Origin of the sequence: Leifsonia sp. PS1209 (assembly GCF_012317045.1) — a bacterium.
Taxonomy (GTDB): Bacteria; Actinomycetota; Actinomycetes; order Actinomycetales; family Microbacteriaceae; genus Leifsonia.
Genome location: NZ_CP051154.1, coordinates 3777311 through 3790952, shown reverse-complemented (window position 1 = coordinate 3790952; position 13642 = coordinate 3777311). Strand labels below are relative to the sequence as shown.

Here is a 13642-nt window from a genome sequence, read left to right as displayed (position 1 = left end):
GAAAGGCAAGCAATGAAACCCACTCGCACGCGCCGCTTCTGGCGCGCGTTAGTTCTCGGCGTGGCCCTAGCCGTCGGAGTCTCCGGCGCACTCGCCGCGTGCTCGTCCACGGCGAACAAGGGGTCCTCTCAGACCCTCCGGATCGCGGCGATCGGCAACGCGTCGTTCGTCCGCAACTTCAATCCGTTCTCGCCCACCGCCCTCGGCATGACCACACACGCGGTCTACGAGTCGATGATCGTCACCAACCTGGCCAAGGGCAACGTCGTGCCGTGGCTGGCGAAGTCGTACGACTGGAGTTCCGACGGACTCAGCCTGACCTTCCACCTCCAGCCGGACGCGACCTGGTCGGACGGCCAGAAGCTCACCGCGGAGGATGTCGTCTACACCTTCGGGCTGGCGCGCACGGTGCTCGGCCCGACCACGTTCGACTACGTGTCGGATGTTCAGGCCAAGGACCCCGCGACGGTCGTCTTCACTCTGAACCGGAAGTACACGCCGGGGCTCTACGAGCTCGGGCAGCAGGTGATCGTTCCCAAGCACGTCTGGGAATCGCAGAAGAACCCGTCGACCTGGCAGAACCCGGACCCGGTCGGCTCCGGCCCCTTCACCCAGGTGACGAACTTCTCGGCACAGTCGTTCGACCTGCTGCGCAACCCGCACTACTGGCAGAAGGACAAGGCGAAGTACTCCGGCATCCGGCTGATCGCATACTCGGGCAACGACGCGGCGAACATCGCCGGCATCAACGGGCAGCTCGACTGGGGCCTTGGCTACATCCAGGACGTCCAGAAGACATACGTGGACAAGGACCCCAAGTACCGCGGCTACTGGTTCCCGCCGGTCGGCTCAACCATCGCCCTCACCCTGAACACCACCGTGGCTCCGTTCGACGATGCCAACGTGCGCAAGGCGATCAGTATGGCCATCGACCGCAACGAGGTCGTCAAGACCGGCATGAGCGGTTACGCCCACCCCGCCGACTGCACGGGCCTCAGCGACGCATACAAGTCCTGGCGCGATGCAAGCATCGCCGACAACTGCACCTGGACCAAGAAGGACGTCGCTGCCGCCAACAAGCTGCTCGACGACTCCGGCTACCCCAAGGGCTCGAACGGCATCCGCACCGACAAGGCAGGCAAGCCGATCAGCTTCACCATCGGCGTCGGTTCGGCCTCGACCGACTGGATCTCGGTCGCCCAGGTCATCTCCCGCAACCTGAAGCAGATCGGCGTGGACGCCAAGCTGAACGTCAAGGACTGGTCGCAGATCAACACCGCACTGTTCGGCGGTACGTTCACCGGCAACATCGCCTGGAGCCAGGCGGGCGTGACGCCGTTCGAGTACTACCGCAGCGCCATGTCCTGCCAGACGGTCAAGCCGGTCGGCGAGCAGACCTCGCAGAACTTCCAGCGCTACTGCAGCAAGGAAGCCGACGAGCTGCTCAACCAGTTCGCGGCCGCCACCTCGGAGAGCGAGCAGCACTCGATCATGAACAAGCTGCAGGCCCTCTACAACCAGCTGGCCCCGACCGTTCCACTGTTCCCGGGCCCCGACTGGGGGATCTACAACAGCAAGAACTTCACCGGCTGGCCCAGCGAGAAGAACCCGTACGCGACGCTCTCCCCGGGTGAGTCGAGCACCGTTCTCGTGCTGACCACCGTGAAGCCGCGCGGCTGAACACCCGGAGTGCCGCGGTCGGCCCCCCCCCCCCGGCCGCGGCACCCTCCCCCTTCGCCCATATCGAAACAGAGAGACAACGATGACCCGCTTCTACAAGCCCGTCGGCGCCCGACTCGGAGACACCATCCCCTTCTACTGGGACGGCGTGTACCACGTCTTCTTCCTCAAGCGCTTCGCCGACGACACCCACGACCGGGTAGAAACGGACTGGTGCCACATCTCCACCACCGACTTCGTCGACTTCGTCGACCACGGGGTCGCCATCCCGAAGGGCGGCGTCAGTGACCCCGACTTCTCCGCCGCCACGGGCAGCGTCATCCGCGTCGGCGACGAATTCCACGCCTACTACACCGGGTTCCGAAAGTGGGACGGCACGAGCGCTGGACGGCACCAGACGGTTCTTCGCGCCCGCAGCACCGACCTGATCACGTGGACCAAGGACCCGGAGTTCGCGTTGCTGTCCGATAAGGACCACTACAACGCTGACGAATGGCGCGACCCGTTCGTGTTCTTCAACACCGAACGGCAGCGCTACCAGATGCTGGTCGCCGGTCAGACCCTCACCGGGCCTGTCCTGCGCCGCGGCGCCACTGTGCTCGCAGAATCCGAGACCACCGACGAATGGACCATCAGCCCTGAGCCGTTCTGGGCTCCGGGCATCTACTCCATGCACGAGTGCCCCGACCTGTTCCGCATGGGCGACTGGTGGTACCTCGTCTACTCCACACTCACCGACCGCACCGTCACCCGCTACCGCATGAGCCGCACACTCGACGGCCCGTGGATCAGCCCCGCCGACGACGAGCTCGATGGGCTCGGGCTCTACGCGGCCAAGACGATCTCCGACGGAGCCAACCGCTACCTCGTCGGGTGGGCGACCAATAACACCGCCGGTCAAGACGGCGCCGGGTGGCTCTGGGGCGGCAACCTCGTCGTCCACGAGCTCGTCCAGCAGGACGACGGACGGCTCCTCGTGAAGCAGCCAGAGATCAGCCGCGCCGTGCTCGAGAGCCGGGCGCAGTCACGGACCCCGATGCCTGCGAAGCAGGTCGGTTCGGCGAACGGGTTCGCGACCAGCACGATCGCCCGGCTGCCTCACGCTGGGATGATCGACATCACCCTCACCGCCGAGCCCGAGACGAAGGCCTTCGGCATCGAGTTGCGCACTACACCGGAACGAAACCACGGCTACTCCGTCACCTTCGAACCGCCGCTCTCCCGACTCCTGGTCGACCGCCTCGACCGGTTCGGCGCCGATCGCCCATACGACATCCGCCCATACACCGGCGGCTCGGAGGTGCAGCTGCGCATCGAGACGCAGGGCGAGCTCTACGTCATCTACATCAACGACGAGCAGGCGATCACGCTCCGTGGCTACGACCGCACCGGCACCGAGTTCGGTGTCTTCGCCACCGAAGGCGAGGTGGCCGTCTCCGACGCGGAGCTGACCGTCATCCAGCAGGACGAGGAGGTCCAGCGATGAACAACGACTGGGTCAATGACATCCAGGAGCGGATCAAGCGTGGCGAGCAGTCCGCGTCGATCACCGCCGAGAACCCCACCGGTGCACGTGGCGCCGGTGGGCAGACATCCTCCCCGCTTGGTCCCGGTCGCAAAGGACGTCCGTGCATCACCCTTCCCGCCGGGGAGACCACCGAGCTCGCGAACATCGAGGGAGCAGGCACCATCCGCCACATCTGGATGACCGTCGCCACCCACACAGAGGCCGTCGGATTCGTCCTCCGGGACCTCGTGCTGCGGATGTACTGGGACGGATCGGAGACCCCCTCCGTCGAAGTCCCGCTCGGCGACTTCTTCTGCAACGGCAACGGCGAGCGCGCCCTGGTCACGTCCGACCTGGTCGTCGTCGCACCGACCGGCGGCATGAACGCGTACTTCACCATGCCCTTCCGCGATGGCGCCAGGATCACGATCGAGAACCAGCACCCGGCGGATGTGGGCGGCCTGTTCTACCAGATCGACTACCTCAGCAGCCCGGACCCCGAAACGGTCGCCGACCTGCGCTTCCACGCCACCTGGCGGCGCGAGAACCCCACCACGATCGCTGAGGACTTCACCATCCTCGACACCGTCCACGGCCGCGGCGCCTTCCTCGGCACCTATCTGAACATCGTCGCCCTCGAGCGGTACTGGTACGGCGAGGGCGAGGTGAAGTTCTTCATCGACGGAGACGCTGAGTACCCGACCATCTGTGGCACCGGCACCGAGGACTACTTCGGCGGCGCCTGGGCGTTCCAGGACCGGCTCTCCTCCGAGACGGAGCCCGAGGTCCTGACATTCTCGGCTCCGTACTGCGGCTACCCCACCTATTCGACCAACGACACCTCGCAGCAGGCGGTCTACTCCACCGCGATGGCGCCCGTTCACGGGATGTACCGCTGGCATGTGCAGGACCCGATCCTGTTCAGCGAGAACCTCCGTGTGACCGTCCAGCAGATCGGCCAGGTCGGCCCGGACATCGTCGAGCGCTCCGACGACGTCGCGGCCGTCGCCTATTGGTATCAGACGCCGCTCGCCACCGACCGCACCCCCATCGCCTCGAGAGAACTGAGGAGGCCGCGATGATCTTCGTGCTCCGCCGATTGGGCTACTACCTGATCGCCTTCTGGGCGTCTCTGACGCTGAACTTCCTGTTGCCCCGACTGATGCCGGGCGACCCGGTCGGCAGGATGCTCTCCTCCATGAAGGGCACCCTCGACGACTCCCAAGTCGCCGGCTACCGGCACCTGTTCGGCCTCGACAACACACCGGTCTGGCAGCAGTACTTCCGCTACATCGGCGACGTCTTCACCGGCAACCTGGGCATCTCGATCTCCAAGTTCCCCACCCCGGTGAGCACCGTCATCGGATCGCAGATCGGCTGGACCATCCTCCTGGGCGGCACAGCGCTGATCATCGCGGTGGTCCTCGGCAACCTGCTCGGCGTGTTCGCCGCGTGGCGACGCGGTGGCGCCCTCGACTCGCTGCTGCCGCCGATCCTGGTCTTCGTCGGCTCGTTCCCGTACTTCTTCGTCGCCATGGCGGCGCTCTACATCTTCGGCGCAGCCCTCGGCTGGTTCCCGATCGGGCAGGCGTTCACCCTCGGCACCACCCCCAGCTTCTCGTGGGACTTCATCGGAGATGTCCTCTACCATCTCGTGCTGCCGGCGGCGACCATCGTCATCGTCACCATCGGCGGGTGGATGCTCGGCATGCGCAACACCATGATCGCGACCGCCGCCGAGGACTACATCACCATGGCCCGTGCCAAGGGCCTCAAGGAAGGCCGGATCATGTTCCGGTACGCGGCCCGCAACGCGATGCTCCCCTCGGTCACCTCCTTCGGCATGTCGATCGGCTTCGTCGTCGGCGGCGCCCTTCTCACCGAGGTCGTCTTCGCCTACCCCGGCATCGGCTACCAGCTGCTCACCGCCGTCCAGGCGCTGGACTACCCGCTCATGCAAGGCATCTTCCTCAGCATCACGGCCGCCGTCCTCGTGGCCAACTTCCTAGTCGACATCGTGTACGTCCGGCTCGACCCGCGCGTGCGAGTGAGGTGAGATCATGACCATCCCTGACCAGCTCCAACCCCTCATCGACGAGGAGATCTCGGAGTCCGAGACCAGCCGGGACGCCCCGGCGGCCCAGCGTCGTCGCGGCAGCCTGGTGCACCGGCTCCTGCGGGACAAAAAGGCGATCTTCGGCGCCGTCGTCATCCTGATCTTCGTCCTCCTCGCCCTGCTCGCACCGGTGCTCTTCCCCGGCGATCCGACCAACCCTGTCGCGAGCGGGTCCAACCCGCCGTCACCCCAGTACCTGCTCGGGACCACGGCCAAAGGCGAAGACGTCCTGGCACTGACCTTGTGGGGATCTCGCAGCTCCCTGGCGATCGGATTCGCAGTCGGACTCGTGGCGACCCTGGTCGGCCTGATCGTCGGTCTCGCTTCTGCCTACTTCGGCAAGGCCGTCGACGACGTCCTCTCGGTGGTCACCAACATCTTCCTGCTGATCCCCGGCCTGCCTCTCCTGATCATCCTCGCCGCGTTCCTCCCTCCCGGCCCCGGGACGATCGTCCTGGTCTTGGTCGTCACCGGCTGGGCAGGCTCCGCCCGCGTCATCCGGTCCCAGGCCTTATCCCTCCGCGGTAAGGACTTCATCGACGCCGCCATCGTCACCGGCGAACGACCCGGCTACGTCATGTTCCGAGAGATCCTCCCCAACATGGCCTCCGTGGTGATGAGCACCTTCCTCGCCTGCGTCATCTTCGGCATCGGCGCCCAGGCAGGCCTCGAGTTCCTCGGGCTCGGCGACCTCGCCTCCGTCAGCTGGGGCACCGACCTCTACTGGGCGAACAACGAAGGCGCTCTCATCACCGGCGCCTGGTGGACCTTCGTCCCGGCCGGTACCTGCATCGCCCTCGTGGCGTTCGCGCTGGCGATGATGAACTACGCCGTCGACCAGATCACCAACCCCCGCCTCGCGCGACACAAGAAGGCGAAGAAGGCATGACCACCCAACACGACGGCGTCATCCTCGACGTCCAGAACCTCTCCATCGCCTACGACACCGACGACGGCCAATTCCTCGCTGTCGACGACGTCTCGTTCACCATCGGACGCGGTGAGACCTTCGGCCTCGCTGGGGAGTCCGGCAGCGGCAAGTCCACCATCGCCAACGCCATCCTCGGGCTGCTCGCAGGAGGCCGGGTCACCTCCGGCCGCATCCTGTTCGAGGGCACCGACGTGTCCACGCTGACCGGTGAGAATCTGCGCAACTTCCGCTGGAAGAGTGTGTCGATGGTGTTCCAGAGCGCCATGAATGCTCTCAACCCGGTCATGACCATCGGCGACCAGATCGTCGATGTGTTCACCACGCACACCGACCTCTCCCGCAGCCAGGCCAAAGCAAAAGCCCGCGAGCTGCTGACGCTGGTCGGGATCGACCAGAGCCGGATCAGTGCATACCCGCACCAGCTCTCCGGCGGCATGAGGCAGCGTGCCGTCATCGCCACCGCACTGGCGCTCAACCCTGCGCTGCTGATCATGGACGAGCCAACGACCGCGCTCGATGTCGTGGTCCAGCAGGAGATCATCCAGGAGATCCAGGATCTCCAGGCGAAGCTCGGATTCGCCATCCTGTTCATCACGCATGACCTCTCCCTCATGGTCGAAGTCACCAAGAACCTGGGCGTGATGCGCACAGGCCGACTGTTGGAGATCGGCCCATCGCGGACGGTGTACCGCGACCCGCAGCACCCGTACACGCAGCAACTCATCGCCGCCTTCCCTCCCGTCAGCCGCGGCACCGCCGAGCACAATCCGGCGCGGCGGCCAGAGAGCGGAGACGATCGCGATGTCGTGATCTCGGTGCGTGGGCTCTCCAAGAGCTTCCACCAGGGCGGCCTGTTCTCGCGCAGCGAGAACGTCGCCGTGAACGACGTCAACTTCGACCTCCATACGGGAGAGATCCTCGCCCTCGTCGGTGAATCGGGCAGCGGCAAGAGCACAGTCGCCCGAATGCTGGCACGGCTGGAATCGCCGAGTGCCGGCTCGATACTGCTCGACGGGACCGACATCCTGCAGTCCGAGCCCAAGCGCGCATCCCGCCGCTACCGCGGCGCGGTCCAGATGGTGTTCCAGGACCCTTTCGGCTCCCTCAACCCCTCCCACCGCATCCGCCACTTCCTGGAGAGGGCCGTCCTGATCCACTCCGGACGGAAGCCGCGCAAGGACATGGACGCCGTACTGGCCGACCTGATGACCTCCGTCGAACTGGATCCCGCGTTCCTCGACCGCTACCCGCACGAACTCTCCGGTGGCCAGCGACAGCGCGTCTCGCTCGCCCGTGCCCTGGCCGCGGAACCGCAGGTGATCCTTGCCGACGAGCCCACCTCGATGCTCGATGTCTCCGTGCGGATGGGGGTGCTGCAGCTGATGAAGAAGCTCCGCGACGAGCGCGGCATCTCCATCCTCTACATCACCCACGACCTCGCATCGGCCCGCTTCATCGCCGACACCACGATCGTCATGCTGCGCGGATCCTTCGTCGAGGGAGGCGCGAGCGGCGTCGTGATGGACAACCCCATCCACCCGTACACCCAGCTTCTGGTCTCCGCGGCCCCCGACCCCGAACGCACCACCCGGTACGAGAAGGACGAGCGCGCGCAGACGCGCGCGACCATCGCTGAGCTCATCGCCAACCGCACGCCCACGGCGTGGGTGAAGGCCGTGAAGACCAGCCCCGACCTCGACCGCACCCGAATCAGCGCCGACCACTGGGTTGCCACCAGCGACCTTCCGGCCACCCAGACCACCTCAGGAGCAACCACGTGACCGACAGCGCCCTCGTGCCCCGCCGCCTCGCATACGACAACGACCCCGCCCGACCGCGCTTCCACTTCGGCGCGCCGACCGGCTGGCTGAACGACCCGAACGGGCTCTCCCAGTGGGACGGCACCTACCACCTCTTCTATCAGTTCAATCCCGATGCGCCTCGCCACGCGAACATCCTGTGGGGGCACGCCACCAGCACAGACTTGGTGAACTGGCAGGACCGGCCGATCGCGCTGACCCCCGACGCCGACGGCCCCGACCGTGACGGATGCTGGTCCGGCGTCCTGGTCGACGACGACGGCGTGCCGACCATCGTCTACTCCGGTCACGCCGGCGACGTCCAGCTGCCCTGCCTCGCCATCGGTGACAGCACCCTCGACACGTGGACGAAGGACCCGGCCAATCCGGTGCTCTCCGGCCCCCCTGTCGGGACCGACGTCACCGCCTTCCGGGATCACTGCGTGTGGCGGAAGGGAGACACGTGGTTCCAGCTGATCGGCAGCGGATTCCGCGGCATCGGTGGTGCGGCGCTGCTCTACGAATCGCCGGATCTGCGCAGCTGGACCTATCGCGGCCCGATCCTGGTCGGCAGCGCCTCCGACGCCGAGCCGCTGTGGACCGGCACCATGTGGGAGTGCGTCGACCTGTTCGAGCTCGACGGCACCCACATCCTCGTCGTGTCCGTCTGGGACGAAGGCGACACCCACTATCCCATCTACTTCACCGGCAGCTACGCCGACGGCGTGTTCACTCCGCAGGAGGTGCGCCCCCTCGACCTCGGGCTGCGCCACTTCTATGCACCTCAGAGCTTCCGCGACGAGAGCGGCCGCCGCATCATCATGGGCTGGATGCAGGAGGGCCGCGACGACCGGCAGACCGGCGAGGCCGGATGGTCCGGAGTCCTCAGCGTCGCCCGCGTGCTCAGCCTGACCCCCTCCGGGAGGCTGCACCACGCTCCGGTCCCCGAGCTCACCGGGATCCGAGCTGCGCACACGAGCGTCGCCGCACAGTCTCTGACCGCCGGTCAGGACATGGTGCTGGATGCCGCCGGAGCCGCCGACCTGGAGCTGGAACTCGCCGTCGAGCCCGGGACCATCGTGCAGGTCGACCTGCTCCGTAGCCCCGACGGCGCCGAGGTCACCAGCCTCACCATCGACGTCGACCGCCGGACGATCGCCCTGGACCGCAGCCGGAGTTCACTCACCCCGACGGACAGCACGCCTCTCGGCGGAGAGATCGAGATCGAAGACGGCGCGCTTCACCTGCGCATCCTGATCGACCGGTCCGCCCTGGAGATCTTCGCCAACGGCACCCCCCTTGCCGCTCGGGTGTACCCCACTCGCCACGATGCCACCGGGATCCGGCTCGCCGGCGTCCGGGGTGACACGCTCGTCCGGCGGTTCGACTTCTGGGAGATGGCGCCAGCCGCCTCCCACAACGCCGCCTCCCTCTCCCTCACCACCGAACGCTGAAACGAGAAGCCATGCGCTATCGCACACTCGGCACCTCCGGAACCGTCGTCTCCGAACTCGCACTCGGCACGATGACTTTCGGCGCCGAAACCGACGAAACCGAGTCTTGCGCCATCCTGGATCGCTACGTCGACGGGGGTGGCACGTTCGTCGACACCGCCGACGTGTACGCCGGCGGCCGTAGCGAGGAGATCATCGGCCGCTGGATGAAGGCGGACCCGGGACGGGCAGACCGGATCGTCCTCACCTCCAAGGCACGATTCCCCACCAGCGATGACCCGAACGACGTCGGAGTGTCGCGACGACACCTCGCGCGCGCACTCGATGCCTCGCTCCGACGCCTTGGCGTCGATTACATCGACCTCTACCAGCTCCACGCCTGGGAACAGGTCACCCCCGTCGAGGAGAGCCTGCGCTTCCTCGACGACGCCATCCGTGCCGGGAAGATCGGGTACTACGGGTTCTCCAACTACACCGGCTGGCAGATCGCCACAGCCGCGGGAGTGGCGGCCCGCCACGGCTGGGCACCACCTGTCACCCTCCAACCTCAGTACAACCTCCTCTCGCGCGGCATCGAGCTGGAGATCGTGGACGCGGCCTCGGAAACCGGCCTCGGAATCCTTCCCTGGTCGCCGCTGGCCGGAGGCTGGCTCACCGGCAAGTACCAGCGCGGCGTCCTCCCCACGACCGGCAACCGGTACGCCAAGCCGCAGGACCAGGCGGCCCGCGAGGAACGTGACCGCGACGACCGGGTGTGGGAGATCCTCGACGTCCTCGCGCGCGTCGCTGACTCACATTCAGCCACCCAGGGGCAGATCGCACTCGCCTGGCTTCTCAGCAGGCCCATCGTTACCTCCGTCATCCTCGGTGCCCGCACTCTCGACCAGCTGACGCAGAACCTCCCGGCATCCGAAATCGAGCTCAGCGACACCGAACGGGAAGAACTCGACCGCGTCAGCGCGCCGCGGTTCGACGAGTACCCGTACAGTGGCTGGGCTCGGCAGGACCGGCACCGGCCGCTCGAGGGAGGGCGGTGACCGCCGCGCCCGCGTCCGCCGCTGCGGACGTCCTCGTCATCGGCGAAAGCGTCATGGACATCATCCTGACCCGGGACGAGGAGCTTCATCGTCCCGGCGGCAGCCCGATGAATGTCGCCGTCGGTCTCGCCAAGCTCGGAAACCGTGTCGAACTCCTCACCAACCTCGGAGCTGACCCCGCCGGTCATGCCATCACGCGGCACCTCGAACTGGCCGGTGTCCGTGTTCTGGACGCTTCGTACACCGCCGATCCCACCTCCCACGCCCGCGCCACCCTCGCAGCCGACGGCTCCGCCACCTACGACTTCGACATCGTCTGGCGGCTGCCGGAGACCAGCCTGCGACCGCAGCGCGTCATCCACACCGGCTCGATCGGCGCCATCCTGGAGCCCGGTGCACACCGCGTCCATCGGATCATCGAGAGCCAGCCCCAGGCTCTCATCAGCTTCGACCCGAACATCCGCCCCGGCATCATGGGAACCCGCGACAAGGTCCGCCGGATGGTCGAGGCGACGAGCGCCGTCGCCCACGTCGTCAAGATGAGCGAAGAGGACGCCGAGTGGCTCTACCCCGGCGCCGGCGCTGACGTCGTCTGCCGCGCACTTATCGCCGCCGGCGCACGGCTCGCGATCGTCACCCTGGGCGCGGACGGCAGCATCGTTCACACCCCCGACTTCGCGCTGCGGCTCCCTGCGTTCTCCGCGGTCGTGGCCGACACGGTCGGCGCGGGCGACTCCTTCACCTCCGCGTTGCTGGCCGGGATCATCCGCCGCGACCTCGTCGACACGCTTCGCGAGGCAAGACTCGGCCGAGGAGAGGCGACCGATCTGGCGACGGAGGCAATGGCAGCCGCAGCCATCACGGTGAGCCGGACGGGCGCGAATCCGCCTACCGTCGAGGAATTGGAGGCTTATCTCACCGAAGCTGGGCGCCACACGGCAGACACCGAACACTGAGCACCAGCTCCGCGCTCGGCAACGAAGGCCCACAGTGCTCAAGAAGTGAAAGACAGAGCGAGTGACGGGAATCGAACCCGCGCTATCAGCTTGGGAAGCTGAAGTTCTACCATTGAACTACACTCGCATGGCCTGGAATCCCAGATAAACACTGGGAAGTGAGGCTACGGCCCAGACTACCCGGTCAGTGGTTTTTGGCCAAACTCACCGTTTACTCCCCGCTTTGGGATTTATGCGCGCGGCTGGTCGCCCTCACCGATACGGGGGACGCGGCCTATTGCGGAGTTCTGCGATGCTGATGGGGGCGAAAGCCTTCGCGATTCATACGAGCTGAGGCCGCCGGGCAGCAAGCCGGTCGCCATTGGTCCGGCGGCGCTGGCCTCACCCGGTGGTTGCGCGCAGGATGTCGGCGGGCGCAAGCCAGCCCACGAGGGCGTCGCCGGAGACAACGGGCGCCCCGTCGGTCGCGCCGGCTTCGACGACGCGGTCCAGGACGTCGGCGACGTGGTCGTCGGCGGATACCGTCGACGCGACCTCCATCAGTTCCTCGACGCGGCGATCGGTCGCTGCGTCGTCGGTGCGGACGGCTTCGGTCGCATCGGCCGAGGTGAGGATTCCGACGAAATGGCCGTCGCGATTCACCACCGGGGCGGCTCGGAGGCGCGAGTCCGCGAGCCACGCGATCGCTTCGCGCGCATCCGCGTCGGCCGTGACCGTGGGCGGGGCCGCCGACATCACCGAAGCGACCGTGACGCCCTGGAGTGCCGGAACGGCAGGTGCGGACAGGTCGACTCCTCGACGGCTGAGCTTCCGCGTGTAGATGGTGTCGCGACTGAGCAGCCGCGAGATGCCGGTGGCGACGATGACGGCGAGCAGCAGGGGCAGGATGATCGTGTACTCGCCGGTCAGCTCGAAGAGGATGATCCCGGCCGTAATGGGCGCGCGGGTCGCCCCGGCGAACACGGCGGCCATTCCGACCAGGGCGAATGTCCCGGCCTGCCCGGAGAGACCGGGGATCACCAAACCGATCGCCTCTCCCGCAGCAGCACCGAACGCTGCGCCGATGACGAGGCTGGGCGCGAAGACTCCGCCGGAGCCGCCGATCCCGATGGTGAGGCTGGTCGCGGCCATCTTGGCGACGACGAGCAGCAGCAGGAACGCGATGGTGTACTTCCCCGCGACACTCGCTTCGAGCACCGGGTATCCGACACCGTACAGCTGCGGCATCGCGAACAGCAGCAGGCCGAGGAGGAGGCCGCCGACGGCAGGGCGCAGCCACTCGGGTCCACGCCAGGCCCAATCGCAGACATCTTCGATCAGATAGAGGATCTTGCTGAACAGCACCCCGACCGCGCCGGCGAGCAGCCCGAGGCCGGCGAAGAGAAGGTATTCGCTCGGCTGGCTGACTCGGAAGGCGGGCAGGACGAGGAAGGGGTGGTCGCCGAGGATCGCCCGTCCGACGACGGACGCGGTGATGGAGGAGAGCATCACGGCGGCGAAGGAGCGGGTGGCGAAGTCGCGGAGGATCAGCTCGAGGGCGAAGAAGACGCCGGCGATGGGCGCGTTGAACGTGGCGGCGATACCGCCGGCCGCACCGCAGGCGACGAGGGTGCGCAACTGGGACTCCGACATGCGGGCGATCCGCCCGAGGGTGGAGCCGAGAGCGGAGCCGATCTGCACGATCGGCCCTTCGCGTCCGACCGAACCGCCGGAACCGATGGTGATCGCGGAGGCGAGCGCTTTGACGACCGCGACGCGTCCAGGGATATGGCCGCCGCGTCGTGCCACGGCGTACATCACCTCGGGCACGCCGTGTCCACGGGCCTCCCGGGCGAAGCGGTGCACGAGCGGGCCGTAGATCAGGCCGCCGATGGCGGGGGCGAGGATGACGAACGCGCCGCCGAGCCAGGGCACCCACGGGTTCGCGGGATGCCCGGTGGTGGCGGAGTAGTCGGTCGTGCCGGTGAAGATCAAGGTGGCAGTCTGCACGAGCCAACGGAAGACGACGGCGGCGAGCCCGGCGCCGGCTCCGACCACGACCGCTGCCGCGATCAAGGGTGCGGGCGTCGCGAGGACGCGCCGCCACCAGTGCGTCATGCTGTCACGTGAACCGTCGACGATTCCACGGATGCTCGTGGTGATGGCGGACACCGAATTCCAAT

The 13642-nt window shown here is 67.0% G+C and carries 10 protein-coding genes and 1 tRNA gene; 9 read left to right on the top strand and 2 right to left on the bottom strand.

Going from position 1 to position 13642, the window contains the following annotated elements:
- Positions 1-12 precede the first annotated feature (12 nt).
- The 9 genes from HF024_RS18150 to HF024_RS18110 all read left to right on the top strand — a co-directional run bounded on the left by HF024_RS18150 (position 13) and on the right by HF024_RS18110 (position 11480).
- On the top strand, positions 13-1680 hold the full coding sequence (locus HF024_RS18150; RefSeq protein ID WP_085368269.1) for an ABC transporter substrate-binding protein: 1668 nt from the start codon (positions 13-15) through the stop codon (positions 1678-1680).
- Positions 1681-1762: 82 nt separating this feature from the next.
- Complete coding sequence (locus HF024_RS18145) at positions 1763-3166, top strand: glycoside hydrolase family 32 protein (protein WP_168690520.1); 1404 nt, start codon at positions 1763-1765, stop codon at positions 3164-3166.
- The gene (locus tag HF024_RS18140; RefSeq protein ID WP_168690519.1) at positions 3163-4269 is read left to right on the top strand and encodes a glycoside hydrolase family 172 protein; all 1107 of its coding nucleotides are present in this window, start codon (positions 3163-3165) and stop codon (positions 4267-4269) included. The genes HF024_RS18145 and HF024_RS18140 overlap by 4 nt, the downstream gene beginning before the upstream one ends.
- Entirely contained in the window at positions 4266-5243 is a 978-nt protein-coding gene (locus HF024_RS18135) for an ABC transporter permease (protein WP_168690518.1), read from the top strand. Before HF024_RS18140 ends, HF024_RS18135 begins: the two co-directional genes overlap by 4 nt.
- Before the next feature lie 4 nt (positions 5244-5247).
- Positions 5248-6192, top strand: coding sequence for an ABC transporter permease (locus HF024_RS18130; protein ID WP_085368265.1), 945 nt, complete (start codon positions 5248-5250; stop codon positions 6190-6192).
- Complete coding sequence (locus HF024_RS18125) at positions 6189-8015, top strand: ABC transporter ATP-binding protein (RefSeq protein ID WP_168690517.1); 1827 nt, start codon at positions 6189-6191, stop codon at positions 8013-8015. Before HF024_RS18130 ends, HF024_RS18125 begins: the two co-directional genes overlap by 4 nt.
- Complete coding sequence (locus tag HF024_RS18120; RefSeq protein WP_210723985.1) at positions 8012-9487, top strand: glycoside hydrolase family 32 protein; 1476 nt, start codon at positions 8012-8014, stop codon at positions 9485-9487. Before HF024_RS18125 ends, HF024_RS18120 begins: the two co-directional genes overlap by 4 nt.
- Positions 9488-9498: 11 nt before the next feature.
- Positions 9499-10524, top strand: a complete 1026-nt coding sequence (locus HF024_RS18115; RefSeq protein WP_168690515.1) for an aldo/keto reductase — start codon at positions 9499-9501, stop codon at positions 10522-10524.
- Complete coding sequence (locus HF024_RS18110) at positions 10521-11480, top strand: PfkB family carbohydrate kinase (protein ID WP_168690514.1); 960 nt, start codon at positions 10521-10523, stop codon at positions 11478-11480. The genes HF024_RS18115 and HF024_RS18110 overlap by 4 nt, the downstream gene beginning before the upstream one ends.
- A gap of 56 nt (positions 11481-11536) precedes the next feature.
- On the opposite strand, the gene HF024_RS18105 is transcribed toward HF024_RS18110, so the two are convergent.
- Both HF024_RS18105 and HF024_RS18100 read right to left on the bottom strand, forming a co-directional pair.
- A tRNA-Gly gene (locus HF024_RS18105) sits at positions 11537-11607 on the bottom strand.
- Between the two features lie 254 nt (positions 11608-11861).
- Positions 11862-13631, bottom strand: a complete 1770-nt coding sequence (locus tag HF024_RS18100) for a chloride channel protein (protein ID WP_247597187.1) — start codon at positions 13629-13631, stop codon at positions 11862-11864.
- Between the last annotated feature and the right edge of the window lie 11 nt (positions 13632-13642).